Origin of the sequence: Enterobacter sp. BWH64 (assembly GCF_001037645.1) — a bacterium.
GTDB lineage: Bacteria > Pseudomonadota > Gammaproteobacteria > Enterobacterales > Enterobacteriaceae > Enterobacter > Enterobacter hormaechei_C.
In genome coordinates this window covers 2,772,217-2,798,437 of the sequence record NZ_KQ089922.1, presented here as the reverse complement: position 1 = coordinate 2,798,437, position 26,221 = coordinate 2,772,217, and the positions used below count along the sequence as shown (strand labels likewise).

At 56.7% G+C, this 26,221-nt stretch carries 23 protein-coding genes and 1 pseudogene; 8 read left to right on the top strand and 16 right to left on the bottom strand.

The features are described 5' to 3' along the window. The first annotated feature begins 23 nt into the window (after positions 1-23). Positions 24-256: pseudogene (locus SK50_RS23295) on the top strand (DUF2554 family protein). On the opposite strand, the gene SK50_RS13370 reads toward SK50_RS23295, so the two are convergent. Next, complete coding sequence (locus tag SK50_RS13370; RefSeq protein WP_045345226.1) at positions 253-2,217, bottom strand: peptidase U32 family protein; 1,965 nt, start codon at positions 2,215-2,217, stop codon at positions 253-255. The pseudogene SK50_RS23295 and the gene SK50_RS13370 sit on opposite strands and share 4 nt — an antisense overlap. An 80-nt stretch (positions 2,218-2,297) precedes the next feature. Beyond that, on the bottom strand, positions 2,298-2,825 hold the full coding sequence (locus SK50_RS13365) for a helix-turn-helix domain-containing protein (protein WP_015570550.1): 528 nt from the start codon (positions 2,823-2,825) through the stop codon (positions 2,298-2,300). Positions 2,826-2,917: 92 nt separating this feature from the next. Here SK50_RS13365 and SK50_RS13360 point away from each other — a divergent pair, with 92 nt between their 5' ends. Continuing rightward, positions 2,918-4,084 (top strand): benzoate/H(+) symporter BenE family transporter, encoded by a 1,167-nt coding sequence (locus tag SK50_RS13360; protein ID WP_045345227.1) that lies wholly within the window; start codon positions 2,918-2,920, stop codon positions 4,082-4,084. Here the strand turns inward: SK50_RS13360 and SK50_RS13355 are convergent. Then, complete coding sequence (locus tag SK50_RS13355) at positions 4,064-4,936, bottom strand: helix-turn-helix domain-containing protein (RefSeq protein WP_006810606.1); 873 nt, start codon at positions 4,934-4,936, stop codon at positions 4,064-4,066. The genes SK50_RS13360 and SK50_RS13355 overlap by 21 nt on opposite strands. A gap of 174 nt (positions 4,937-5,110) precedes the next feature. Between SK50_RS13355 and SK50_RS13350 the strand changes: the two genes are divergently transcribed. After that, complete coding sequence (locus tag SK50_RS13350) at positions 5,111-6,007, top strand: DMT family transporter (RefSeq protein ID WP_023303719.1); 897 nt, start codon at positions 5,111-5,113, stop codon at positions 6,005-6,007. Positions 6,008-6,041: 34 nt separating this feature from the next. Here SK50_RS13350 and SK50_RS13345 read toward each other — a convergent pair whose 3' ends face one another. Together SK50_RS13345 and SK50_RS13340 are read right to left on the bottom strand one after the other, a co-directional pair. After that, positions 6,042-6,716, bottom strand: coding sequence for a DUF3313 domain-containing protein (locus SK50_RS13345; protein WP_003857221.1), 675 nt, complete (start codon positions 6,714-6,716; stop codon positions 6,042-6,044). 134 nt (positions 6,717-6,850) lie between these two features. Further along, positions 6,851-8,446, bottom strand: coding sequence for an ABC transporter substrate-binding protein (locus SK50_RS13340; protein ID WP_045345228.1), 1,596 nt, complete (start codon positions 8,444-8,446; stop codon positions 6,851-6,853). Between the two features lie 111 nt (positions 8,447-8,557). On the opposite strand from SK50_RS13340, the gene pepT reads away from it, so the two are divergent. After that, positions 8,558-9,787, top strand: a complete 1,230-nt coding sequence (gene pepT / locus SK50_RS13335) for a peptidase T (RefSeq protein WP_048229544.1) — start codon at positions 8,558-8,560, stop codon at positions 9,785-9,787. Here the strand turns inward: pepT and tehB are convergent. Together tehB and tehA are read right to left on the bottom strand one after the other, a co-directional pair. Continuing rightward, positions 9,784-10,377 carry a tellurite resistance methyltransferase TehB gene (gene tehB / locus SK50_RS13330; RefSeq protein ID WP_015570555.1) on the bottom strand — a complete coding sequence of 198 codons (594 nt, stop codon included), beginning with the start codon at positions 10,375-10,377 and terminating at the stop codon, positions 9,784-9,786. The two genes, pepT and tehB, sit on opposite strands and share 4 nt — an antisense overlap. Then, positions 10,377-11,372, bottom strand: a complete 996-nt coding sequence (tehA, locus tag SK50_RS13325; protein WP_023303716.1) for a dicarboxylate transporter/tellurite-resistance protein TehA — start codon at positions 11,370-11,372, stop codon at positions 10,377-10,379. The genes tehB and tehA overlap by 1 nt, the downstream gene beginning before the upstream one ends. Before the next feature lie 121 nt (positions 11,373-11,493). Here tehA and ydcK point away from each other — a divergent pair, with 121 nt between their 5' ends. Further along, positions 11,494-12,474: a YdcK family protein gene (gene ydcK, locus SK50_RS13320; protein WP_023303715.1), complete on the top strand. Its 981-nt coding sequence runs from the start codon at positions 11,494-11,496 to the stop codon at positions 12,472-12,474. Here ydcK and rimL read toward each other — a convergent pair. The 4 genes from rimL to SK50_RS13300 all read right to left on the bottom strand — a co-directional run bounded on the left by rimL (position 12,469) and on the right by SK50_RS13300 (position 16,943). Then, positions 12,469-13,008 (bottom strand): 50S ribosomal protein L7/L12-serine acetyltransferase, encoded by a 540-nt coding sequence (gene rimL / locus SK50_RS13315; RefSeq protein WP_017384000.1) that lies wholly within the window; start codon positions 13,006-13,008, stop codon positions 12,469-12,471. The two genes, ydcK and rimL, sit on opposite strands and share 6 nt — an antisense overlap. A gap of 95 nt (positions 13,009-13,103) precedes the next feature. Beyond that, the gene (locus tag SK50_RS13310) at positions 13,104-14,759 is read right to left on the bottom strand and encodes a glucan biosynthesis protein D (RefSeq protein WP_045334842.1); all 1,656 of its coding nucleotides are present in this window, start codon (positions 14,757-14,759) and stop codon (positions 13,104-13,106) included. A 230-nt stretch (positions 14,760-14,989) separates the two neighbouring features. Continuing rightward, positions 14,990-15,763, bottom strand: a complete 774-nt coding sequence (locus SK50_RS13305) for an ABC transporter substrate-binding protein (RefSeq protein WP_003857237.1) — start codon at positions 15,761-15,763, stop codon at positions 14,990-14,992. A gap of 10 nt (positions 15,764-15,773) precedes the next feature. Continuing rightward, positions 15,774-16,943 (bottom strand): pyridoxal phosphate-dependent aminotransferase, encoded by a 1,170-nt coding sequence (locus SK50_RS13300; protein ID WP_045345229.1) that lies wholly within the window; start codon positions 16,941-16,943, stop codon positions 15,774-15,776. A gap of 113 nt (positions 16,944-17,056) precedes the next feature. Here SK50_RS13300 and SK50_RS13295 point away from each other — a divergent pair, with 113 nt between their 5' ends. Continuing rightward, positions 17,057-17,899, top strand: a complete 843-nt coding sequence (locus SK50_RS13295) for a LysR family transcriptional regulator (protein ID WP_048229541.1) — start codon at positions 17,057-17,059, stop codon at positions 17,897-17,899. On the opposite strand, the gene SK50_RS13290 is transcribed toward SK50_RS13295, so the two are convergent. Then, positions 17,886-19,391 (bottom strand): carboxylesterase/lipase family protein, encoded by a 1,506-nt coding sequence (locus SK50_RS13290; RefSeq protein ID WP_017384004.1) that lies wholly within the window; start codon positions 19,389-19,391, stop codon positions 17,886-17,888. The two genes, SK50_RS13295 and SK50_RS13290, sit on opposite strands and share 14 nt — an antisense overlap. A 42-nt stretch (positions 19,392-19,433) precedes the next feature. Then, a complete protein-coding gene (locus SK50_RS13285) occupies positions 19,434-20,777 on the bottom strand; it encodes a 2-oxoadipate dioxygenase/decarboxylase HglS (protein WP_045334836.1) in 1,344 nt (447 codons plus the stop codon). Between the two features lie 227 nt (positions 20,778-21,004). On the opposite strand from SK50_RS13285, the gene SK50_RS13280 reads away from it, so the two are divergent. Next, positions 21,005-21,928, top strand: coding sequence for a LysR substrate-binding domain-containing protein (locus tag SK50_RS13280; RefSeq protein WP_015570563.1), 924 nt, complete (start codon positions 21,005-21,007; stop codon positions 21,926-21,928). 41 nt (positions 21,929-21,969) lie between these two features. Here SK50_RS13280 and SK50_RS13275 read toward each other — a convergent pair whose 3' ends face one another. The 3 genes from SK50_RS13275 to SK50_RS13265 form a co-directional block, all read right to left on the bottom strand. Further along, complete coding sequence (locus SK50_RS13275) at positions 21,970-23,661, bottom strand: methyl-accepting chemotaxis protein (RefSeq protein ID WP_023296590.1); 1,692 nt, start codon at positions 23,659-23,661, stop codon at positions 21,970-21,972. Between the two features lie 159 nt (positions 23,662-23,820). Beyond that, complete coding sequence (locus SK50_RS13270) at positions 23,821-24,939, bottom strand: S-(hydroxymethyl)glutathione dehydrogenase/class III alcohol dehydrogenase (RefSeq protein ID WP_017693450.1); 1,119 nt, start codon at positions 24,937-24,939, stop codon at positions 23,821-23,823. A 32-nt stretch (positions 24,940-24,971) separates the two neighbouring features. Then, positions 24,972-25,247, bottom strand: a complete 276-nt coding sequence (locus SK50_RS13265) for a metal/formaldehyde-sensitive transcriptional repressor (protein ID WP_003857256.1) — start codon at positions 25,245-25,247, stop codon at positions 24,972-24,974. A 606-nt stretch (positions 25,248-25,853) separates the two neighbouring features. On the opposite strand from SK50_RS13265, the gene SK50_RS13260 reads away from it, so the two are divergent. Then, positions 25,854-26,165, top strand: coding sequence for a hypothetical protein (locus tag SK50_RS13260; RefSeq protein ID WP_017693451.1), 312 nt, complete (start codon positions 25,854-25,856; stop codon positions 26,163-26,165). Positions 26,166-26,221 lie beyond the last annotated feature (56 nt).

Genomic DNA, 26,221 nt, shown 5'->3' with positions numbered 1-26,221 from the left:
AGCGTATTTTCAGGGGATAAAGGATGTTCAGAAAAGAATTTTCGCTACTGCTGGTGATAGCGCCCTGTTCTCAGGGCAGATTATGGCGGAGCACAAAGGGCATGAATTTGTGTATGTGAAAAACGCCGACCATCAGCTTCGTCATGAAGCTGACAGCGACGAGTTACGCAGCGCGGCTGAGGAGTCTGCGGAGGGGTTGCGCGAGCACCATGCCTGGCAGAAATCGCGCAAACCGGATACCCACTCTGCGGGTTAGCTGCCTTTACGCTTCGGCAGGGTCTTCATCAAATCGTCAGGGCTGACGGAGGCCACAATGCTTCCCGGCGGCGGCATTTTGAAGATGTGATTCTTCATCTTGCCGATAACGTGCATTTCACACGGACGGCAGTCAAACTTCAGCGTCAGCACTTCATCGCCATTCACCAGCTGCATCGGCGTCGCTTTCCAGCTTTTAATATTGCCTTTCGCCTGTTTCGGACAAAGGTTAAAGGCAAACCGCAGGCAGTGTTTGGTGATCATCACCGGCACATCGCCCTTCTCTTCATGCGCTTCATACGCGGCGTCAATCAGCTGCACGCCGTGACGATGGTAAAACGCACGCGCTTTGTGGTTGTAAACGTTCGCGAGGAACGAGAGATGCGTGTCCGGGTAGACCGGCGCAGGCACCGTTTCGGCCTTACGGCTGCCGCGCGGATAGTTTGCCAGCCGTGCTTCATCCAGCATCTCTGCCATTTCACGGCGGAACTGGTTCAGCAGGCTGTTCGGCACGAACAGCGCGTCCGGCAGATTCACCTCAATATTGCGCGCGTAATAAATGGTCTGCCCCAGCTTCGCCACGCCATCCTTGAGGTTGCTAAGCGCTTTCTCCGCATTGTTCGCCACCTCGAACAGGCCGTCGAGCGTATGCGTCACGCTGATACCGTCTTCGCAGGTCATGGTCAGGATCAGCTGCTCTTCCCAGCCCCCCAGCGCGATATCCACCGCAATGCGGCGCTCGCTGGAGGTCTTGAGCAAGGCCTGCTGCCAGTTGTGATCCAGGTTACGGTTAAGCGCTGCATTAGGACGGGCTTTGTAGAGATCGGCAGGCATTTCGTTCGGCCAGACGCGATAGCGATTTTCGCCGGTTTTCTCCACCGTATTGGCGCGGAAACCCACTACTTCACGTTTGATCATCACGTTGAGACCATCGCCGTTCGCCAGCGGCTCTGTAACCTGAACGTCAAGATGATCTTTCGCCACTTTCAGCACTTCACCCACCGGTAAACCGATAAACTTCGGTGAATCGAACGCGCCAATATCCCCTTTACGGGCATTCACGAAATAGTCCGTGCTGCCGCGGTGGAAGGTCTTGTCCGTCGACGGAATAAAGAAATGCTCTGTACGACCGGCGGACGCGCGCGCCAGGTCACCGCGATCGTCGATGATGGCATCCAGCATCTGACGATAATGGGCGGTGATATTTTTCACGTAGCTCATGTCCTTGTAGCGCCCTTCAATTTTGAAGGAGCGTACACCGGCATCGATCAGCGCGCCGAGGTTGGCCGTCTGATCGTTATCTTTCATCGACAGCAGGTGTTTTTCGAATGCCACCACGCGGCCCTGATCGTCTTTCAGGGTATAAGGCAGACGGCAGGCCTGAGAGCAGTCGCCCCGGTTAGCGCTGCGCCCCGTCTGGGCGTGAGAGATATTACACTGCCCGGAATACGCCACACACAGCGCACCGTGGATAAAGAATTCAATGGTCGCGTCGGTCGCCTGGTGGATATCGCGGATTTGGTTCAGGTTCAGCTCGCGCGCCAGAACAATCTGCGTAAACCCGACGTCCGAAAGAAACTTCGCCTTCTCAACGGTGCGGATATCGCACTGGGTGCTGGCGTGCAGCTCAATCGGCGGGATATCCAGTTCCAGAACGCCCATATCCTGAACGATCAGGGCGTCAACGCCGGTCTGGTAGAGATCGGTAATAAGACGCTGCGCGGGCTCAAGCTCATCATCATGAAGAATGGTGTTCAGGGTCACGAACACCTTCGCCCCGAAACGGTGGGCGAACGGGACCAGCTCGGCAATGTCGCGCAGGCTGTTGCTGGCGTTATGACGGGCACCGAAGCCAGGGCCGCCAATGTAGACGGCATCTGCTCCGTGAAGAATGGCTTCACGGGCAATGGCGGCGTCGCGGGCCGGGCTTAGCAGTTCAAGATGATGGGAGTGCAGGCGCATACTTCGTCGTTATCCGTTATGGTCAAAATGGCGGCTATTGTAGTCAGAAGTCTGTGCCAGTGAAACCGTTTTGCGACGCTTTAGCGGGGATAATGGATCAGAGAGTGAAAATGCACCGTCCGGGCGCTGCTGTTGCGGTACGCGTGCGGTTTATCGCCGGCAAAACGCACGCCGGAATCAGCGTATAGCGTGCGCCAGACACCGTCAATCTGCATGTCCAGCTCACCGCTTATCACCACCACGTGCTCGATCACCCCGGCTTCGTGCGGCGTGGACTCACTCAGCGCGCCGGGCGACAGGGTGATGGAGAAATGGTCGAACTTAAGCTGTTCATCCCAGGGGAAAAGCGGTTTCACCACCATCGCCTGCTGCTGCGGATCGAACACCGCCTGCGGTTCGCTTTCTGGAGTGATAAACGCCGAAAAAGGTACGTTCAGCCCGGTGGCGATTTTCCACAAAGTAGAGACCGTCGGGCTGGACTCATTGCGTTCGATTTGCCCAAGCATCGCTTTCGACACGCCCGTCTCTTCCGCCAGTTTCGACAGGCTCCAGCCCCGCGCCTGACGCAGCGCTTTCAGTGTGGTTGCCAGGTGTTGAGTGATATCCATAGTTCCTCCCGTTGCGGCAAAGCATACCACTTGTACGCTATAGCGCACAGTGATACCTTATCCCGGACGTTATAACGCACAACGGAGTATCCATGCGATCGACTGCCTCTCTCTTTCCTGCCGTGCTGGCCGGTTTTGTTGCCGTTCTGGTGGGCTATGCCAGCTCTGCCGCCATTATCTGGCAGGCGGCTGCGGCGGCTGGCGCCAGTACACAGCAAATTGCCGGATGGATGACCGCGCTAGGGCTCGGGATGGGGATCAGCACGCTGGCATTGTCGTGGTGGTATAAAGCCCCCGTGCTGACCGCCTGGTCGACTCCCGGCGCGGCGCTGCTCGCCACCAGCCTGCAAGGCGTGACGCTGGCGGAAACCGTCGGGGTATTTATATTCGCGAATGCGCTGATTCTGCTGTGCGGCGTCACCGGCCTGTTTGCCCGGTTGATGAAACTGATCCCGCACTCGCTTGCCGCCGCTATGCTGGCGGGCGTGCTGTTACAGTTTGGCCTGAAGGCATTCAGCAATCTTGAGGGACATATTTTTCTTTGCGGCAGTATGCTGGCCGCCTGGCTGGTGGCCAAAGCCGTCGCGCCCCGGTACGCCATTGTCGCCACGCTGCTGGTGGGCGTGTTCGTGGCCTCGGCCGGAGGTGACGTTGTCACGGACAGGATGACGTTATCGGTCATCATGCCGGAATTCATTGCCCCTGCGTTCACCATCACCAGCCTGATCAGTATCGGCTTACCCTTCTTCCTGGTGACCATGGCGTCGCAGAATGCGCCCGGCTTCGCCACCATGCAGGCATCGGGCTATCCGCTGGCGGTCTCACCGCTGATCGTTGCCACCGGCGGGCTGGCGCTGCTGTTATCCCCCTTCGGCGTTTATTCTATATGCATCGCCGCCATCACTGCCGCCATCTGCCAGAGCCCGGACGCCCATCCGGATGCCAGTAAACGCTGGCTGGCCGCGGCGGCGGCAGGCGGGTTTTATCTGCTGGCGGGGGTGTTCGGCGGGTCGATTTCCGGGCTGATGGCCGCCCTGCCGCTGAGCGGCATCCAGACGCTGGCCGGGCTGGCCCTGCTCGGCACTATCAGCGGGAGTTTGTATCAGGCACTGAACCATGAAGCAGAGCGCGACGCGGCGATCGTTACCTTCCTGATGACCGCCAGCGGCGTCACGCTCCTGGGAATTGGCTCCGCCTTCTGGGGGCTGGTGCTGGGAGGGATCTGTTACGCCGTCTTCTCACGCCTTCGCCGCGCGTAGCTGTGACGGCGTGATGCCGGTCATGCTGCGAAAACGGTTACTGAAATGGCTGGCGGAGTTAAATCCGCAGGCCAGCGCGATGTCGGTGAGCGGCGTGGTCGTGTGCTGCACCAGCGCTTTGGCCTTCTCCATGCGGCGCTGCATAACGTACTGATGCGGCGCCAGCCCCATCGACTGGCGGAACATCCGCGCAAAGTGATACTCACTGAGTGCGGCCTGGCCCGCCAGTTCCGCCAGCGTTAAGGGTTGCGCCAGGTTTTCCTCGATAAAGGCCAGCACGTTGCGCAGTACAAACGGTGATAACCCGCCGGTCACTACCGGCAGCTTCCACTGTACGCTGGAATAGTGCTGGACCAAATGCGTCAGCAATAAGGTCGACGCGGTGCTCAGGGTGAGCTGATTGGCGTTTTGCTGCCAGTCGCAGCCGAGCAAAAACTGGCGATAAAGGGCGGTGATTTTCGGATCGCTGCCGAAGATTTTTTCCTCCAGCGTCAGCGATAGCGGTCGTTTATCCCAGATTTTCTCCCCCACATCCCGCAGGTGTTCATCGGTGCAGTAAAGGTGCACGAACGACAGGTCGTCACGAATATCCCATGTGGATTCGCTCTCTTCCGGCATCAGACAAAAACGGTCCGGCCCGCCGCCATTTTTCCAGCCACCCGGCGTTTTTTGATAGCTTTCATAACCATCCGCCACGTACAGGCTAAGGGTGTGATGGTTGCTTTTCACGGTGATCGTGTCGTGCTTGTTGTACCACGCCGCCAGTTGAATGCCAGTATTGAGCGCGACGGTTTCCCGCAGCACTGCATTTTGTTGGCGTAACGTTTCAAAGGTGTCGTAAACGAGAGACATGGCCGTAAACAGGTGATTAATCAGACTGTCAGTCTAAGAAGTGTTGCAGCCTGTTACCAGCCATTGTGCGAGAAAAAAGCGCAAGAATTTGCAAGTCCGGCGCAAGACGATGAAAGCCGCCCCCCCCTTCTTTCGCCACACTGTCGTTTTTCGCGGTATGAGAAGAGAGACACCATGAACGCATTACTCTATGGGCTGGTCGTTGTGATCTGGGGCACGACCTGGATCGCAATTTTTTTACAACAGGGGCCGGTTGCAGCGCCGGTCTCCATTTTCTGGCGCTTCGCCGTGGCCAGCGCCACGATGATGATCGTCCTGGTCGCCCTTCGCCGCCTGCGCAGGCTGGCGCTGCGGGATCATCTCTACTGCATGCTTCAGGGCTGCTGCGTTTTCTGTTTCAACTTCTGGTGCTTTTACACCGCCGCCGCCCATATCAATACCGGCCTTGAGTCGGTGATTTTCTCGATGGCCGTGCTGTATAACGCCATCAACAGCTTTATCTTCTTCGGCCAGCGTCCACCCGCCCGCTTCTGGACGGCGGCAGCGCTGGGGCTTATCGGGATCATTACCCTGTTCTGGAACGATCTGCTCGCCAGCGGCTGGAGCGCGTCGTTGCTTACGGGCATCGGGCTTTCCGCCCTCGGCACCTACGGCTTCTCGCTGGGGAATATGATCAGCATGCGTCATCAGCGAAACGGGCTGGAAACCATGACCACCAACGCCTGGGCGATGCTGTATGGCACCGTCGTGATGGGCCTTATCGCGCTCTTCAGGGGCGATAGCTTTATGCCGGAATGGACGGTGAGCTATATGGGGGCGCTGCTCTATCTTGCGCTGTTTGGTTCGGTGATTGCCTTCGGCGCCTACTTTACGCTGGTAGGCCGCATTGGTCCCGGTAAAGCCGCGTACAGCACGCTGCTGTTCCCGCTGGTGGCGCTGTCGATTTCAACGGTGTACGAGGGTTACGTGTGGCATCTCAACGGGATCGTCGGCCTGCTGTTGATACTGGGGGGGAATATGGTGATGTTTACGAAGCCGGAAACCTGGTTCCGCCGCCTGCGGACGGCATAAAAAAACGGCCTGCGAAAATGCAGGCCATTTTTTATTAATTTGCTGTCTGATGAACATCAAACATGGTGGCATCCGTCGCCATGTCATCCACAACCTGCTTCAGGGTGCCGAAGCCCATTGGCGTATTCTCGTTCGCCAGCTCTTTCCCTTCACCCTTACGAACAACCTTAATCACTGGTTTGTTCGTGGCCGCATCGATTAACTCACCTTCGAAGAACAGATGCGTATCCATGGTACGATGGCCCGTTGCCATCTGCGTACCCGCAACCAGCAGCGCCACAGGCACCACTTCATAGAACTGCAAACCTTCTTTGTCTGAGCTCACACCCGTGATGGCGCCGCGGAAGATCAGGCTATGTTTGCCCGGCGTCGTCACAATCGGCTTACGCTGGCCAATCGCGGTTTTCAGTTTGGTATTGGTATAATTCAACAGCTCATCAAGCGTTTTTTGCCCAAGCTGAGTGGTCGGTTTTGGCGTCGGATAATAGGTTATCGGCGTCCAGATAATGCTGTCGTAATTCGCCTCATTATAGGACGGGTCAACCCAACGCAGGGTTGGCTTCCCGGTTGCAGATTTCATCTCCTGCAAGCCGGAGTAATCTTTTAAAAAGCCTGAATATTGATCGGGGGCTGCGACTTTTGACGCACAGCCGGAAAGGGCCAACAGACCAGAAAGCACTGCAACTTTAAAAAAAGTGTGAGTACGCATGATGGTATTCCATGTTATCTGCAAGTATGCACTTGAAGTTATAACAAAAAACCGGGCGATGTGTTGTGGCAAAAAATGACGAAGACAGCACAAATAGCGAAAAAACTGCCCGACCGAAACCGGGCAGTGAAAAATTACTCCTTCAGGTCCACTTGCCAGAACAGGTGCTTGCCGAAAGGATCGATTTCATAGCCCGTGACCTCTTTACGGACTGGCTCAAAAATCGTCGAGTGGGCAATCATTACCGCCGGCATTTGATCGTGCATCATCTGCTGCGCCTGCTTGTACAGCGCCACGCGTTTTTCGCGATCGGTTATCGATTTAGCTTCGGCAATCAGGTTATCAAACGGCTTATAGCACCATTTGGCCGAGTTCGACCCGCCGTTGGCGGACGTACAGGTAAACAGCGGGCCGAAGAAGTTATCCGGATCGCCCGTCGCCGTTGTCCAGCCCATCAGTGCGGCCTGATGCTCCCCGCCCTTCACGCGCTTCAGGTATTCGCCCCATTCGTAGGTCACGATTTTGGTCTGCACGCCCACTTTCGCCCAGTCCGCCTGGATCATCTCCGCCATACGCTTCGCGTTCGGGTTATACGGCCGCTGCACGGGCATGGCCCACAGATCGATGCTTACGCCGTTGGCAAATCCCGCCTCCTTTAGCAGCGCTTTCGCTTTTTCTGGATCGTAATCATAGTCTTTCAGCTCGCTGTCGGCACTCCAGACGCCAGGCGGCAGCAGGTTTTTCGCCGCCGTGCCGGTGCCGTGGAACACCGCCTCAATGATGGCCGGTTTGTTAATCGCCATCGCCAGCGCCTGGCGCACTTTTACGTTATCCAGCGGCGGCTTTTGCGTGTTAAACGCCAGGAAACCGGTATTCAGACCGGCCTTGCTCATCAGGTTGATGTCTTTGTTAGCCTTCATACGCGGCAGGTCCGCCGGATTCGGGAACGGCATCACCTGGCACTCATTCTTCTCGACTTTGGCAAAACGCACCGAGGCGTCCGGCGTGATGGTGAACACCAGACGATCCAGCTTCGATTTTCCCTGCCAGTAGTCATGGAAAGCGGTGAAGAGGATGCGGGAATCCTTCTGATATTGCGCCAGCTTAAACGGCCCGGTGCCAATCGGCTGCATATCGACCTTTTCTGGCGTGCCCGCTTTCAGCATGGCATCGGCATACTCCGCCGACAGAATGGAGGCAAAGTACCACGCCAGATCAGCGACAAACGGCGCTTCCGGATGCGCCAGGGTGAAGCGCACGGTGCGATCGTCAACTTTATCAATGGCGGTAATCAGGCTGCCGAACTCCAGACTTTCGAAGTTGGAATAACTGCCGTTGGAGACGTTATGGTAGGGATGATTCACATCCTTCTGGCGCATAAACGAGAAAATCACGTCGTCGGCGTTGAAGTCGCGCGTCGGGGTGAACAGCTTATTACTGTGGAATTTCACCCCTTTGCGCAGGTGGAAGGTGTAGATCTTGCCATCCTCGCTGACCTCCCAGCTTTCCGCCAGGCTCGGCACCAGTTCGGTAGTGCCCGGTTTGAAATCGACCAGACGGTTATAAACCGGTACGGCGCTGGCGTCCACGCTGGTCCCCGACGTATAGAGCTGAGGATTGAAATTTTCCGGCGATCCTTCGGAGCAATACACCAGCGTTTTTGCCGCGACAGTGGAACTGACCGTCAGCGCAGCAAGCGCCAGCGTTATCATTGTGAATGTGCTTTTCATCATTTATTCCTGTCTTTTTAATTCGACGGCTAATTACTTCTTTTGCCATTTCATAAATAACATTAAAGTGATGGCGCAAACACATGAAAAATAAATACAGAAGGAAACACTATGGGCTCAGAACTCTCCAGACAATTAACCCAACGCTTTTTCCGCTATCTCGCCATCACCAGCCAGAGCGACCCGAAAGTCAAAACCCTGCCCTCCACCCCGGGTCAGCACGACATGGCGCGGGAGCTGGCGAAGGAGCTGGAAACGCTGGGGTTAGACGATATTGTGATAGATGAGTTCGCCACCGTTACCGCCGTGAAAAAAGGCAATGTTCCCGGCGCGCCGCGGATTGGTTTTATTACCCATATCGACACCGTCGACGTCGGTTTATCCCCGGATATTCATCCACAAATATTAACGTTTACGGGGGATGATCTCTGCCTGAATAAAGAGAAAGATATTTGGCTGCGCGTAAATGAGCACCCGGAAATTCTGGCTTATCCTGATGAGGAGATTATTTTCAGCGACGGAACCAGCGTATTAGGCGCAGATAATAAAGCGGCCGTCACCGTGGTCATGACGGTGCTGGAAAACCTCACCGCTGAACATAAGCATGGCGATATTGTGGTGGCGTTTGTACCCGATGAAGAGATTGGCCTGTGTGGCGCGAAAGCGCTGGATTTGAAGCGCTTCGACGTCGATTTTGCCTGGACCATCGACTGCTGCGAGCTGGGGGAGATTGTTTACGAGAACTTTAACGCGGCGGCGGCTGAAATTCGCTTTACCGGCGTCACGGCTCACCCGATGTCCGCCAAAGGGGTGCTGGTCAATCCGCTGCTGATGGCAACGGATTTCATCAGCCATTTCGATCGCCGGCAAACCCCGGAATGCACCGAGGGGCGCGAAGGTTATATCTGGTTTAACGGCATCCAGGCCGGGCAGAACGAAGCGATACTGAAAGCCAATATTCGTGATTTTGACAAAGATGGTTTCGCCGCCCGCAAGCAGCACATTGCCGATGTGGCGGCGCAAATAGCCGCGCAGCATCCCACGGCAAACGTGGAATACCGCATTGAGGATACCTACAGCAATATCAGCAATGCGATTGGCGAAGACCGCCGCGCGATCGACCTGATGTTCGAGGCGATGGAATCGCTCGGCATCACCCTAAAACCGATCCCCATGCGCGGTGGCACGGATGGAGCGGCCCTGTCAGCCAAAGGCCTGCTCACCCCGAACTTCTTCACCGGCGCCCATAACTTCCACTCGAAGTTTGAGTTTTTACCGCTGTCGTCGTTCGAGGCCTCCTGTCGCACGGCCCTGCAACTCTGTCTGCTGGCCGCGCGTTAAGCGGGCTTGCGTGCGAGCATGGTAGCGAAGCGCAGCTTGATACGGTTCCCGTTGGCATCGGTACGGTGGAGTTCCCCTACCTCTTCGTTGTACTTGATCAGCTCCCAGCCTTCGTAGTAGTTGCTCAGTTCACCGGTTTTGAAGGCAAACGGGAAGCCGACTGTGCACGGATAATCCTCCGTATCCATGGCAGCAACGATCAGGTTATAGCCGCCTGGTCTGGTGCAACGCTGCATATTGGCGATAAGACCAGGGATGGTATTCGCTTCGAGGAACATCAACACGACGGTGGAAAGAATAAAGTCGTATTCGCCGTCAAAGGTCAGGTTGTTCAGATCCTTAATCGCCGTTTCCAGATTCGCGATCCCTTCCGCCGCCTTAATGCGCTCAATGTTATCGATGCTCATCGGGTTTTTATCCCACGCCGTCACGTCATAGCCGTTGGCAGCGAGGTAGAGGCTGTTGCGGCCATTTCCGCAACCCAGATCGAGCGTTTTACCCGGCTTAACAATGTCCGCGCTGAGCAGCACCTCTGAGTGCGTGCGGGTCAGCCCATATTTCTCAGTAAAGTAGTTTTCATCGACAGTCATTATTTTTCCTCAGATTGCATAAGCAGTGCCTTATCAGCGCGCACCAGAAGTTTGCCCTGCATCAGCAAGATAAAAGTACGGACCAGCAGCATCGCGATGATGACGTTGGTGAAAATAAACAGGGGAACCGCGAGGGCATGAAAGAACCCTGACGGACTGCTCTGCCCAAGATGTAAACCGGTGGTCGCCAGCGCCGACACCCCGAACGAGAAGCTCCAGAACGACGCGTTGAACGGCTGCGACAGATACCACGGCATCAGACGCAGCATAAACAGGAGTTGCAACAGGCCATAGCCGAAAAGCATTTTGGCGAAGGTGTCCGCTTCGCCGCCGTTGACGCTAAACCAGGCGCTACAGGCCACCAGGGCAGGCGCAAGCTGGATACCGAGCGAGGTACGAAGGGCAGCGGGCAGTTCGCCCGCGCTGCGCAGGCGTTGCAAAATGACCGGCTCCAGGCTCAGCCAGGAAAAGACCCCGGCACCAAGGAACACCAGCCCCGCGTCGTGGAAGCCTAGCGCACCGCAGGCCATCGCGCTGATAAAATTGTTCGCTACCGTCGGCAGATACAGTCCCGGCGTCGTGGCTTCTTCCGGATGCTTGCCGCGCCACAGCCCGGCGCTTTGCCAGGCGGCATACGCAAGCTGGATCACCACGCCCACGCTAAACAACCCCAGCGCCAGCGGGCGATACCACGGCACAAAGCCGATGGCCACCAGCAGCGTTGTGGCAGGAAACAGGCTGACAAAACTGCTCATTACCGGATGCCGCATCTCGGCCAGCACGCTATGTGGAAACCGTACCGCACGGGTAAGAAACGCCATGCTCAGAAGCAACCAGATCGCCACCGCCAGCGCCACCAGGATCTCGCCCGGCCAGCGCGTCACCGGCCAGATGGTGCCGGCGTAACGCCAGGCGAACCCCATGCCTATGGTCCCGAGGACCATACCGAAATACCCGGCGGGCAAGTTAAGAACGCGTTGGTTTTGGTTATGCATTTTTTTTAAACTTTAAAATGTATTTTAAATGCCATTTTAAGGGGTTTCCTGAGTGGACGCCAGCACTTCGAAAAACCAAAACTTTGCTACGTTTATTGAAAGGCTTTTCAGGGATAACACGATGACAAAATATCGGCTTAGCAATGAAACGCGTCTCTGGCGCTGGCAGGACGGCTCAACGCCGTGCACAACGCCTCTCAGACAAATTATTGCCGTGAAGGATTTTAACGATGTGACCCGCGGGACTAAAGGCGGTTGGGTTGAGGATGAACACGCGCTCGCCCAGGATGGGGATTGCTGGGTTTACGATGAAAACAGCGTGGTGTTTGCCGGGGCCAGGATATCCGGTAACGCCCGCCTCACCCAACCCTGCATCGTAAGCCACCACGCAGACATTGGCGGCAACAGCTGGCTTGACGCCGCAGAGGTGAGTCACGGGGCGGTAATAAGTGACAACGTCACCATTCAGCACTCCACCGTACGCGGGGAATGCCGTATCGCGGGTGACGCGCGGGTGCTGCATAACAGCCTGGTGATTGCAGCCAAAGGGCTGACACCCGACCGTGAGCAGATCCTGCAAATCTATGACCGAGCCACGGTCAGCCAGTCGCGTATTGTGCATCAGGCACAAATCTACGGCGATGCCATGGTGACCTGGGCCTTTGTTGAGCACCGCGCCGAGGTGTTCGATCGCGCCATTCTTGAGGGCAACGCGCTGAATAACGTCTGGGTGTGCGACTGCGCCAAAGTGTACGGCAACGCCCGTCTGCTGGCCGGTCTGGAGGATGATGCCATCCCGACCGTGCGGTACAGTTCACAGGTCGCGGAAAACGCCCTCGTCGAAGGCAACTGCGTCATTAAACACCACGTATTAATAGGCGGCGAGGCGTGGTTACGCGGCGGGCCGATCCTGATTGATGACAAAGTGGTCATTCAGGGGCGGGCGCGTATCAGCGGCGATGTCCTGATTGAGCATCAGGTGGAAATAACGGACGATGCGGTTATCGAGGCGCTGGAGGGTGAAAGCATTCACGTCCGGGGAGCCAAAGTGATCAACGGCGACACGCGGATCACCCGGACGCCGCTGCTGGGGGCGCTATAGCGGGAAGATTCTGGCGTACAGGTTCACGTCATCGTAGCGACCGTTGAGCATTTCCGCTTCCCGCAAACAACCTTCCAGCGTGAAACCGTTGCGCTGCGCCACCCGGTTACTGCTCTGGTTATCCACGCGACACTTGATCACAAAACGGCGGATCTCACCGCGCTCAACGTAATAGCGCATAAACGCCTGGAGCGCCTGAGAAAGAATACCCTGCCCCTGATGCGCTTCGTCAAGCCAGTAGCCGATATACCCGGCCTTATTCGCAGGCTCGATCGCGTTGAAGGAGAGCACGCCTATCAGCTCGTCATTCATAAAAATCAGGAACATTTTGGCGTAACCGCGCTGGTGCAACATCTGGTTGCTCTGCACGTTGCGGCGCGTGTCCTCTTCGCTGCCGACATGCTGCGCCCAGTCAAAGGCGGTTTGCAGCCAGGTTTTGTTTTTGATTACGAGGTTATGCAGATCGGTGGTATAGCGCTCTTCGACGGCGCGAAGCTCGATTTCCTGGTTAACGGGGATGATTTCTGAAGACATGGTGCCTCTTAATTGCCGGGTGGCGCTAACGCTTACCCGGCCTACAAATGCGTCCAGAGCAGGCCGGATCGCCGCCCGGCACAAACCCATAAGGACTAGCGCATGATCCGGTCGTCAACGTAGTTACGTTTGTCCGGCGCGGGCGGGAAGTACTGGTACAGCCAGGTCTCGCTGATGGCATCGCCCTGACAGCGCAGGAACAGGCGCATATCCACCGGCTCGGTGGAGTCAGAGGTTGGATACCAGTCAAACAGAATGCGATACCCGTCGAACGGCTCGACGTAGAGGATCTCCACCTGCTTCGCTTCACCGCTGGACAGGGTGATCACCGGCTCAATGCCCTTCGGTGCGGCGGCCTTCAGATCGCCCCCGACGAAATCAATGGCAAAGCGACGGGCCCACACTTTCGGGTAATTTTCACCCGGCGCCCAGCCCTCCGGGAAGCCTCCCATACCGGTACGGGTGGCGTAGACGTTTGCCAGCGGGGAACGCACCGGCGGCTGCGCGCTCCAGTAGAGACGGTATTTGAAGTCCAGCTCATCACCCGCCTGCACCGGTTTCTCTGGCTGCCAGAAGCAGACCACGTTATCGAGCGTCTCGCCGGTTGTCGGGATCTCCATCAGAGCAATGGAACCTTTCCCCCAGTTGTTGCGCGGCTCGACCCACAGGCTTGGTCGCTTGTTATACCAGCCCATGACGTCCTGGTAATGGGAGAAGTCACGGTCAAGCTGCAACAAACCAAAGCCTTTCGGGTTTTTATCCAGGTAGGCGTTAAATTGCAGCTTTTGCGGGTTGTTCAGCGGTCGGCAGATCCACTCCCCGTTACCGCGCCACATCGCCAGGCGGTCTGAATCGTGGATCTGCGGATGAATGGTGTCGCACATGCGGCGTTCGTTGTTACCGCAGCTAAACATGCTGGTCATTGGCGCGATGCCAAGCTGCTTGATGTCTTTGCGCGCATAGAGATGGTTTTCGACGTCCATGATCACCTGGCTCTTCTCACAGTGGATCACAAACTTATAGGCACCGGTAATGCTCGGGCTGTCCAGCAGCGCATAGACGGTAAAGGTGGTATCACCCGGCTTCACGGTTTCAAACCAGAAGGAGGTGAAATCCGGGAACTCTTCCGGGGTGTCAGTAAAGGTATCCACCGCCAGACCACGCGCAGAGAGGCCGTACTGGTAGGTATCATCCACCGCGCGGAAGTAGCTCGCGCCCAGGAACGAAACGATATCGCGTCGCGCCAGCTCCGGCGCTTTAAAGACGCGGAATCCGGCGAAGCCGAGGTCGCTCTGCCCTTCAAGCTGGCGGGTATCCACGCCCGTATCGCCGTAGCTGAACAGCTCAGGCCGGAAGTGGATCTCACGCGCCTGAGAGGTGGTTTGATCCAGCGAGAACATGCGCACGCGGCGGCGGAACCCCATCCCCATATGGAAGAACTGGGCGTCCAGCTGACGGCCTTCAATGTTATTCCACAGCGACTGTTTCTCATCGTAACGGATGGCGTTGTACGCCTGCGGCGTCATGGTGGCCAGCGTTTCCGGCAGTGGACGCGGCGCACCGCCCCACGCGGTTTTCGCCAGATCGTGCGCCATGGATTGCAGAACAGAGAAGTCAAAGCGACGGCTCTGACCGTCGGCAATGTCGGAGTCAGCAGCATACGCCGCCTGGGAAAACAGAGAAGCAAGGCCAGAAGTGCCGCTCAGGGCAGCCATTGCCAGGGAACCTTTGAGAAAACGTCTGCGATTCATGCCTGAGAAAACGTCCTTATGGTCGTGTGAATGAGTTTCGCGCGCAGCGAAATGACGGCAAGAAAGAACGCACAGCCTAAACAAAAACGGTTAAGAATCCAATTGTTGGCGGGTGATTATCTGAACAAACCGAGAAATATTTTCTGTCGACCAGAACGGCCTGAAAAAGGGGTAAAGTTATGTATAAAAGTGTCCCGGCTGGACATCGACAGCCGGGACCAACGAGGCGGTTATTTTACGCTGACATCGATACCCGGGAAGTACTTATCAGCCAGTTTAGCGATCGTGCCGTCGGCACGTACTTTATCAATTGCGGCATCAAGCTGCTTTTTGGTGGCCTCATCCCCCTTACGCAGCCCAAAGCCGATCCCACTGCCGAGGATGGTGTCGTCCGACACCGGTTTGCCGATAAAGCCAAACCCTTTACCCTGCGGCTTACTGAGGAAACCTGCCTGCCCGGCCGCTGACATGACCAGCGAGGCATCGATGCGGCCATTCAGCAGATCTCCCCAGGCCATATTCTGATCTTTATAAGACACCACGGTGACACCGTGCTTTTCCCAGTGCTCTTTGGCGTAAGTTTCCTGAATTGAACCCTGAAGAACGCCGATGGTTTTGCCCTTCAGCCCTTCGGGGGTAGCCTCTACCGCAGAACCGGCTTTGCCCACCAGCTGGGAGGGAATGCGATAGATGGGCTGGGTGAAATCAATGCTTTTGCGACGCTGTTCGGTGATGTTCATCGCCGAGTTTATGGCGTCGAACTTTTTCGCCACCAGACCGGGGATCAATGCATCAAACGAGGTTTCAACCCAGCTGCACTTCAGCGCGGCGGCTTTACAGATGGCATTTCCCAGCTCTACGTCAAACCCTTCCAGCTCCCCTGACGCATTGCGGCTTTCAAACGGCGGATATTCCGCTTCCAGCCCGTATCGCAACTCGGTAGCGGCAAACGACGAGAATGAACACAACAGTCCCATGCCGACAACTAACGCGCGTAATTTCATCTCAAATTCCTTAACGTGGTGTAACCCGACAAAGGGCCTGGGCACCTGCCCGTAACGTCGCCTCATCTTTCGCAAAAGAGAGACGGATTAACTTATTGTCCGTGCCATCGGCATAAAACGCCGACAGCGGAATGGTGGCAACCCCGTACTCGACAATCAGCCTTTTCACCATCTCGCTGTCGCGCTCGTCGCTAAAGCCGCTGTAATCCGCCAGCAGGAAGAACGAACCGGCACTTGGTAGCAGCCTGAACGGTGAGTCGGCGAGCAAACTTTGCAGCAGATCGCGCTTGCGCTGATAAAACGCCGCCAGCGACAGCCAGGTTTGCGGATCGGTCATGTGTTCGGCAAACGCGTACTGCATCGGCGTATCGGCCGAGAACATTAAAAATTGATGGACTTTACATATCTCATCCATCAGCTCCGCGGGCGCCACACAATAACCCACGCGCCAGCCGGTGACGTGATAGGTTTTTCCGAAAGAAGAAATAATCACGCTGCGCTCCGCCAACTGCGGGTGCGTCGCCATTCCGTGGTGCGGTTCGCCATCAAAAACGACGTGCTCGTACACTTCGTCAGACAAAATGATGATGTCGGTGTGGCGCGTCAGCGCTGCCAGCTGGTCCAGATCGGCGGCTGAAAACACCTGTCCGCTCGGGTTGTGCGGCGTATTGACGATGATCATCCGCGTGCGCGGGGTAATAGCCGCCCGTACTTCATCCCAGTTCACGGCAAAATCCGGTACCGTCAGCTTAATGGCGATCGGCGTCGCCCCTTGCAGACGCACAATCGGCGCATAGCTGTCAAAGGAGGGCTCGAAATAGATCACCTCATCCCCAGGATGAACCAGGCCGCTGATGGCTGAGTAAAGCCCTTCGCTGGCGCTGGCGGTCACCAGTACCTCACTCGCCGGGTCATAGCGCGTGCCATAGAGCGTGGCAATTTTGTCCGCAATGCGCTCCCTGAGCGGTTGCAGCCCGGTCATGGAGGCGTACTGGTTATGCCCTGCCTCCATGGCGCGGGTCACGCCGGTGATAAGTTTTGGGTCGCAGGAAAAATTCGGCGCACCCTGAGAAAGGTTGATGGCGTTATGCCGGGCTGAAAGCTGGCCGATAACGGTAAAAATGGTGGTTCCCACATCGGGCAATTTGGATCGTGTCTGCACCGGCGTTTTCAAAGTCATCCTCTGTCCCTTCTCGTGGTGAATGCATAACTATTCAAACAACAACTTCATTGCCGGGACAATCGAATTGTTGTCATAATAGCCATGACAAAAACGCATAGCTAAGGTGAGATATGTCGCGTCGTTCATTTCCGCTCAATGCCGTAGAGACGTTCATCGTGACCGCGCGTCACCTGAATCTTACCCATGCCGCCAGGGAGCTTTGTCTGACGCAGGGGGCGGTAAGCCGCAAAATCGCCTCGCTGGAAAGCTGGTTCGGCTTCCCGCTGTTCGAGCGCCATGCGCGCGGCCTGCGTCTCTCCTCTCAGGGAAGCGCCCTGCTGCCGGAGCTGCAATCTGCGTTTGAGCACCTGCTGAACGTTGCTGAACAGGCGCGAACGCACCAGACCGTTATTCGTCTGAAAGCGCCTACCTGCGCGATGCGCTGGCTGGTGCCGCGTCTGCTACAGGTGGAGCGCGAACAGCCGGAACTCCAGATTGCGCTGACCACCACCACCGATCATAACGTCAATTTCAAAACCGAATCCTGTGACGCGGCGATTGTGTTTGGGACGCACATGAGCGCCGGCGATCTGCTGTTCGAAGAGGCCTTAACCCCGGTGATGAGCCCGCTACGGGCCGGTTCTGCGCTGGAAACTCTCACCTTCCTTCACCCCACGCGGGACAAAACGGACTGGACGCTGTGGCTGGCGAAACAGCCGGGTCCGCCGCCAGCTATGCTCAAAAATCAACACTTCGAAACCATGGATCTGGCCATTACCGCCGCCATTCAGGGGCTGGGCATCGCCATCGCGGATGAAACGCTGGTGGAGGAGGACGTGCGCGCCGGACGGCTGATGCGGCCTTTTGACACAAGCATAAAGACGGGGGCGAGCTACCGGCTGGTATTACGCGACGCACCCGGCCGGGAAAACGGACTGGATGCGTTTCGCGCCTGTCTGCTCAGTCGAGGCTGACGTGGTGTTTCATCACCCGTTTGAAGAGGCTCATACGGGCACGCATGAAGCGGTTTTCAAGCCGAAAACCTGCATGTTTATTCACACCAATACGTAACAGCACGTCCCGCCCTTTCCGGCAGGCGGGCCAGCGTGTGGGCCCTGCCAGGCTATCGCGTGCCCCCGCATCCCGGGCGAAGCTCACCCAGTAGTCCGCCACCTGAGCGGCGAAGGCCAGATCGCGTTCATTTACATACTGCCGCGAGGGTTCCACCTGTCCAAGGGTATCGAACACGTAGGGCACTTCGTTGCCGTGCCAGGCGCCGTTGATGTACGTCGCGTGCTCCGCTTCAGCCACATAATCAAACCAGTATCGCCAGCACAGGCCGCCCGCCCGCTGCTGCGCCTGCATCACCACGTATCCCATGGTGGTGAAGGCCATGTCGCGGCATACCTGCCTGCCAAGTTCCTCATCGCCCTTCACGCCAGGATAAAGCAGCTTAATCAGCCCCAGGCCAAAGCGCCGCTCGCGGCGAAGCTTCTGGATCTGCCCGGCCAGATCGACCCCGAACACCGACATCACGCTGGCTTCGTCGCTGTTTGACCCAATCATCACCGGTACAGGATGCTGGCGGGCCGCGAAGAAAACGTCGAGCATGGCCTCAGGCAAAACGCAATCCCCCACGATGGGCGCAGGGGCGATATTCAGCGGCGAGGTCAGCGGCCAGAACGCCTCAGGCGGGATCGCGCGAAGCTGTTCGGCGGTGGCATTTTGCAGGCCGAAATGGGCGGCAATCGCTTCGCCTTTATGCATGGCCTGCCCGCGTGGGGTGTCGGGCAGCGTGTACCCGCTTTGCACAATGGCTTTATGGAACAGTCCTCGCGCAAGCGGAGAGGCCATCAGCGACAGCACGCTGCGCGCGCCGGCCGACTCGCCAAATACGGTGATGTTCTCAGGATCGCCGCCGAACGCGGCGATGTTATCGCGCACCCATTCCAGGGCCTGGATCTGATCGAGCAGCGCAAAGTTATGCACCACGCGCTCTTCTTCCCCCTCCAGCGCCGGATGGGCAAAAAAGCCGAGGTGTCCGAGACGGTAATTGATCGTCACCACCACCGTGCCGCGCTTCGCCAGCGCCCTGCCGTTATACGGAGGCAGCCCGCCAGCGCCGAGGGTAAATCCTCCGCCGTGCAGCCAGACCATCACCGGAAGCGGATCGGCGCGTGCGACTGGCGACCAGACGTTAAGGTACAGGCAGTCTTCAGAGAACTGGCCGGGATCGCCGCCACCCAGCTCCTGACAGCTTTCGCTGCTCTGCCAGCTGGAGGCGGAGAACGCCGTCGCCGGACGTACGCCATCCCAGCGCGCGGGAGGACGCGGGGAGCGCCACCGCCATTGGCCTACGGGCGGTGCCGCATAGGGAATACCGCACCACACATGAGTATCGCCTTCAGTAAAACCAATCAATGCGCCCTGGCGCGTTTCAACCACAGGGGCGGAGGGATTTTCCATACCAACCTTCTTTTTCCATCACACCCTTGCAGAGTAACGGTTTCAGAGCAAACCGCAACGCTGTTTGCTGCGCGCTTCCGCCTCCTCGTAAAGCGAAAACTCGTCGTACACCGCACAGCCGAGCGCGGCTTCGAAGGCATTGCGGCTGGCATTGCCGTGGCTGCGCGCCTGCGTTTCATTGCCAAGATTCGACTGGAAGATCCCCGCCGCACTGACGGGCAGAAAATCCTCGTAGGTGATGGGCTGTGCCACAACCCAGCCGCGTTCGATCAGCGGCTGCGGATCGTCGCCGGGACGAAATGCGTGGCGATGCGCCTCACCTGTCGGGGTCAGACGGTAGCGGAAATAAGCCAGCCGCTGACGGCGCAGGAACATTTCGCTGTCCGGGAAGGCGCTGAAGATCTCGCGCAGGTGAAGCTGGTGGGTCAGGTTGTCTTTGCCGGTCCCGGCCTGATTTAACAGACTGTCGTACAGCTCGCGCCCTTTCGGCGTAAGGGCCACGCCGCGCTGCTCAATCTCACCGAAACGCGCGGTATGGGTGCCCTTGTGTTCTCCCGCGAAAAGCACCGGCTCCTCCAGCGCCTTAAAGCTGGTCTGGCGCAGGAGGATCGGCACCTCGCGGCGCGGCGGGCCTTCAATCAGAATTTTCGGCTCAATGCCGTAATTCGGCATTAGCTCCTGCACCCGGTCGATATCCAGCGTGCGCGGCGTGAGATGGTTGATATGGCACCCCGGGAAACAGACCACGTCGGCAATCAGGCGATGTTCGTTGCTCAGCGCCAGATAGGTTTCCTGATCGACCGTCGCATGGCGATGCCAGCGGAAGGTTTCCAGGGCTTCCTGCACAAATTCGCGCGCCTGTGCCTCAGTAAAGTGTCCCTGCGCATCATGCAGGTCGATCAGTTCCAGGCAGCGCGGCGTAAAGATGTTGCGCCGGGAGAGGATCTCCGCCGCCCTTTCGCGCAGCGCAACGTTTTCAATCAGCTCCAGGCGCAGCAGCGAGGTAAAAATGCGAAACGGATTACGGCAGAGCGCCGCATCGTCTGTCGGACGAAACGCCGTCGAGTGGACGGGCACGCCCGCCTGGGAGAGATCGTAATAGCTGACCGGATACATGCCCATAATGGCGAAGATCCGGCGCAGGGTGGAAAGCTCCTGCGCGGTGCCAACGCGGATCGCACCGTGACGTTCAACATTCAGGCGCGCCAGTTCGTCTGCGTTTGCCAGTTGTTCATGTAAAAGTGGGTTATTTTCCAGAACCGCCAGGTTAACGTCCGCCACCAGTTCCAGCAAGGTGCCGTACTGCGGAACTTCCTGCTGGTACATCGCCGACATAGCCTGCGAAAAGTGTTCCCGAATATCATCAGCCGTGATGGTGTTCGCCATGATGTCATGCCTCCAGTGAATACTACCTGGAGTGTAGAGAAGCCCGTTCCTTTCGTTGGGAAGAATTTACGAATTGTGATCCAGGCAGACCAGTGGTCAAAGCGTGGGCATTTTCGAAAAACGGTTGTAACTCAAATAGATCAAATGTTAAAAATATTTTGCTATCAGGTTATCAAATTCAAACATCTTAACTTGTCACCCGCGTCGCTCTGTTTTTAACATCGCCTATGGAAAAAAATGGTCTGTTCAGTCAGCGCATACGCTTGCGCCATTTGCATACTTTTGTGGCCGTCGCTCAACAGGGAACGCTGGGGCGAGCGGCTGAAACCCTTAACCTCAGTCAGCCTGCACTATCCAAAACGCTGAACGAACTGGAACAGCTTACCGGAACCCGCCTGTTCGATCGCGGCCGTCTGGGCGCTCAGCTTACTCTCGTGGGTGAACAGTTCCTGACGCATGCCGTTAAAGTTCTCGATGCCCTCAATACCGCCGGTCAGGCGCTCAACCGCAAAGAGGAGTCGGCCAGCGACATCGTGCGCGTGGGCGCGCTGCCAACGGCGGCGCTGGGAATACTGCCTGCGGCGATCGGCCAGTTCCACCGTCAGCAAAAGCACGCCACGCTTCAGGTCGCGACCATGAATAACACCATGCTGCTGGCGGGCCTGAAGTCAGGCGAGCTGGATCTGGGCATTGGGCGGATGTCCGATCCGGAACTGATGAGCGGCCTGAATTACGAGCTGCTGTTCCTGGAATCGCTGAAGCTGGTCGTGCGTCCGAATCATCCCCTGTTGCAGGACACCGTGACCCTGAGCCGCGTGATGGAGTGGCCGGTGGTGGTCTCACCAAAAGGAACCGTTCCGCGTCAGAATGCGGAAGCGTTGCTGCAAATGCAGGGCTGCACGCTGCCTTCCGGGTGTATTGAAACGCTCTCGGCGTCGCTGTCGCGCCAGCTTACGGTGGATTACGACTACGTGTGGTTTGTGCCGTCCGGCGCGGTGAAGGACGATCTGCGACGCGGCGTGCTTACGGCGCTGCCGGTAACATCGCCCGGCGCGGGAGAACCGATTGGGATCCTGACGCGGGTAGATGCCCCGCTCTCTGAAGGCGCGCAAACGCTGTTAAGCGCCATTCGTAAATCAATGCCTCTCTGACCCTAAATGCAGAACCCGCCGCGAAGGCGGGTCTGTCTTACTCAGAACGTTTCCCAGTTATCACCTGAGACGGCCGCCGCCGGGGTTAAAGGCGCGGATTTCGCTGCGGTTGCAGGGGCTGTAGTCCGTCCAGCCCCTGCCCCGATGAGACGAAACGCGCCAACAGCCTCCGTCAGACGTGCGCCCTGCTCTTCCAGCGAGGCCGCCGCCGCAGAAGCTTCTTCCACCAGCGAGGCATTCTGCTGCGTCACCTTGTCCATCTCGGAAATCGCCTGGCTCACCTGAACAATGCCGCGGCTCTGCTCATCGGACGCCGCTGCAATCTCCAGCATAATATCGGTGACGCGTTTAACCGCCTCGACGATCTCATTCATGGTATTGCCCGCCGCAACCACTTCCCCGGAACCCTGATCGATAAGCGACACAGATTCATTAATCAGGCTTTCAATCTCTTTCGCCGCATTCGCGCTGCGGCTTGCCAGGGTGCGGACTTCACTCGCCACGACCGCAAAGCCGCGTCCCTGTTCACCCGCACGCGCCGCCTCGACCGCCGCGTTGAGCGCCAGAATATTGGTCTGGAACGCGATACTGTTAATCACGGCGGTAATTTCAGAGATCTTCTTCGAGCTGGTGGAAATATTACCCATGGTTTTCACCACGCCGGAGACCATCTGCCCCCCGCGGCTGGCCTTACCGGAGGCATCTTCTGCCAGTTTACTCGCATGATGCGCGTTATCGGCGTTCTGTTTCACCGTCGCGGTGAGCTGCTCCATGCTGGCCGCCGTCTGTTCAATCGCCGCCGCCTGCTGCTCGGTACGGGAAGAGAGATCGGTGTTACCCGCGGAGATCTCGCTGGTTCCACGATAGATCTCCTCCGCCCCTTGCCGCACGGTGCCCACGGTTGTCACCAGCGCGTGCTGCATCGTTTGCAGATCGCGCGTCAGGCGGCCAATTTCGCTGCGTCCGGTCGGTTCGTCCGGCATGGTCAAATCGCCTTTTGCGATATTTTCGATACGCGTAGCGGCTCGCTGGAGCGGGTTTATCACCGTACGGCGCAGCACCACAAAGGTGATCACCGCCAGCGCCAGCGCCAGGCCAAACGCGCCGAACATAAACATCAGCCCCAGCCGGGTGCGGGTGTGAGCCTGTGCCGTCAGCGCGTTGGCGCGTTCGGTGCGGATTTTTATCGCCTTCAGCAGCACCGCGTTATAGGCATCGTCCAGCGGACGCGCGGTCTCATTTTCGTGGTTAATAATGGCTTCAAACATGCCATTTTTGGCATATTTCAGCATCGGCTGCATACCGGCGATATAGGCGTCATAGCGGGCTTTCAGATCGCCATCCAGCGCTTCATCAGCCGGGGTGCGAACGGTGCGCTTCATATAGGCGGCAAATCCATCCTGCGACTGCCTGATGCGGGTCTCAGCCTCAGCGATGTTTTGTTTCATCGCCTCCATCTCCGCGATACGGCTCGCCGCCCCCGCGTGGATCATGTTGATACGGGCGGTACGTAAATGGTTGGAACTGTTTGACAGACCGGTGCGCACCTGGATTTCTGCCGTGACATCCTGCTGATCGTTATCGGCCTGGAGCAGGAAATAGCCTGCCAGACCCGAGCTCAATGCAAACAGGAGAATAATGCCACCGAGAATGGAGGAAAACAGCGGAACCAGCCGGATGTGATGCAAGAAACTCAGCTTAGGCTGCGCCTGCATCGATGTTGTGTTGTCCATGACCGTCGACTCTCTTATAGGTAAGATGCGTAATAACACGCCTGTAAAAGAGTCATCGGCACGCCAGGGAATTAAATTACGTCTAAAAGCGCCGGACAGGTCACACTTTAGAGAAGATCAGGGAAGAAATGCCAGCGGAAAAAACCGCTGGCAGAATAATCAGTTGTCGCCGAAATGGATAACAGTGCGAATGGATTTTCCTTCGTGCATCAGATCGAAGGCTTCGTTGATCTGCTCCAGCGGCAGGCGGTGCGTAATGAACGGATCAAGCTGAATTTTACCGACCATCGCATCTTCAACCATGCCCGGCAGCTGAGTACGGCCTTTCACGCCGCCAAATGCTGACCCGCGCCATACGCGCCCTGTCACCAGCTGGAAGGGACGGGTTTTGATCTCCTGACCCGCGCCGGCCACACCGATAATGATGCTCTCGCCCCAGCCTTTGTGGCAGCACTCCAGCGCTGAGCGCATTACGTTGACGTTGCCGATACATTCGAAGCTAAAGTCCACGCCGCCGTCGGTCAGCTCAACGATCACGTCCTGAACCGGTTTGTCGTAGTCTTTCGGGTTGATAAAGTCGGTCGCCCCCATCTCACCTGCGAGCTTAAATTTCTCCGGGTTGGTATCCACAGCAATGATACGCCCAGCTTTCGCCTGTACCGCGCCCTGGATAACCGCCAGACCGATCCCGCCCAGGCCGAACACCGCCACGGTGTCCCCCTCTTTCACTTTCGCCGTGTTATGCACCGCGCCGATACCGGTGGTGACACCGCAGCCGAGCAGACAGACTTTATCCAGCGGGGCCTGCGGATTCACTTTCGCCAGTGAGATCTCGGCGCACACCGTGTATTCGCTGAAGGTGCTGGTACCCATGTAGTGATAAATGGGCTCGCCGTTATAGGAGAAACGGGTGGTGCCGTCCGGCATAAGTCCTTTGCCCTGCGTGGCGCGCACGGCCTGGCAGAGGTTAGTTTTGCCGGATTTGCAGAACTTACACTCGCCGCACTCTGCGGTGTAGAGCGGGATCACATGGTCGCCGGGCTTCAGGCTGGTGACGCCTTCACCCACTTCCACCACCACACCGCCCCCTTCGTGGCCGAGCACCGCCGGGAATACGCCTTCCGGATCGTCACCAGACAGGGTAAACGCATCGGTATGGCAAACGCCGGTGTGGGTAATTTTGATCAGCACTTCGCCTTTCTTCGGCGGAGCAACATCAATTTCAACGATTTTCAGCGGCTGGCCTGGGCCGAACGCGACAGCTGCGCGAGATTTCATGATGTCTTTCCCTTGTTGTGAGGTGTGTGGGTTTATTTTAGATAAGAGCGCAGTAAATGGCCGACTTCCGCCATCCGCACTGCCCGCTGATCCGGGGTGGTCTCCCCCGTCACCAGCTCATCTTTGAGGTGAATTTCGACCATTTCACCCATCAGGCCATTGGCAGCGCCGCGCACGGCGGCAATTTGCTGCAAAATGGCGAGACAGGGATCGCCCGATTCCAGGGCGCGTTCAAGGGCATCAACCTGGCCCCGAATGCGGCGGACGCGGGTCAGAATACGTTTTTTATCTTCGGGTGAATGCGGCATACGCCCTCCTGATACTATAGGGGGGTATTGTATCTGTTAATACGATTTTATGTAAACATGAAGTTTAGTGTGGGTTTTAAGTAGAGCCGTAGGTAATGTGAAAAATCAGCGTCTGGAGTTAATATTGGTGACTCGCTGATATACCAGAAGTGGGCAATCAGGTGCGTCATGAGCGAAAAGTAGATTGGATAAATCCATGGCAGACATGCACTGCTCCTTTAAAATTAACGTGTTGGTCGTTCTTGTTATTAAGTGTAATGCAGGTGTGGTACAGATGAAGACATACAACGTCATTCTCCCTTAAAAATCCTACTTTTAAAGACTTGTGCAAGCACACTACCCCCCACTAAAGAATGTAGGTGTCATAAGAATACGAAAAAGAATAGACTAATACATGTTGGATATATTTATCTTTGATAACATTTAGCCTGTAGTAAACAAAATAAGTCGGATACAGCATGTTCGGACAGAAAACATTGCTGAAACTGGTTCGGATCCGGTTTATCTAATAGAATTTCTATACACTTTGATAAATATTACTATCACAATTGGGTTTTACAAATTGAATTCGGATCACAACGCTTCATCATTAAGGAATGACTAAGTATGAAAAGAATTGTTCTCGCCTCTTTGGTTTTATCTTTTTCGTTATCTGCTAACGCAAATCAATTAAGCATTGATGACCAAATTAATAATGCTTGCGCTAAGGCCTTAAGCGGTGACAAAGAACCTTTGGGTGACTTCCCGCCAGATAGTTATGCTGCAACAGTCAGTCCGAAAGTTAAAGATGCTTACAACGAAGTTTTAAAATCTCGGTCCTCTATTGTAAACGATCAGAGTTTACAGAATGCAACCAGTTGCGCCAACCTTGTTAGAGATAAACTGAAATCAAAAGGTGAGTACACAGAAGAAAAATAATTGCCAGGGTGGAGAAACAGCATTTTTTGTGGAACTGAACGCTTTCTCTATCAGAG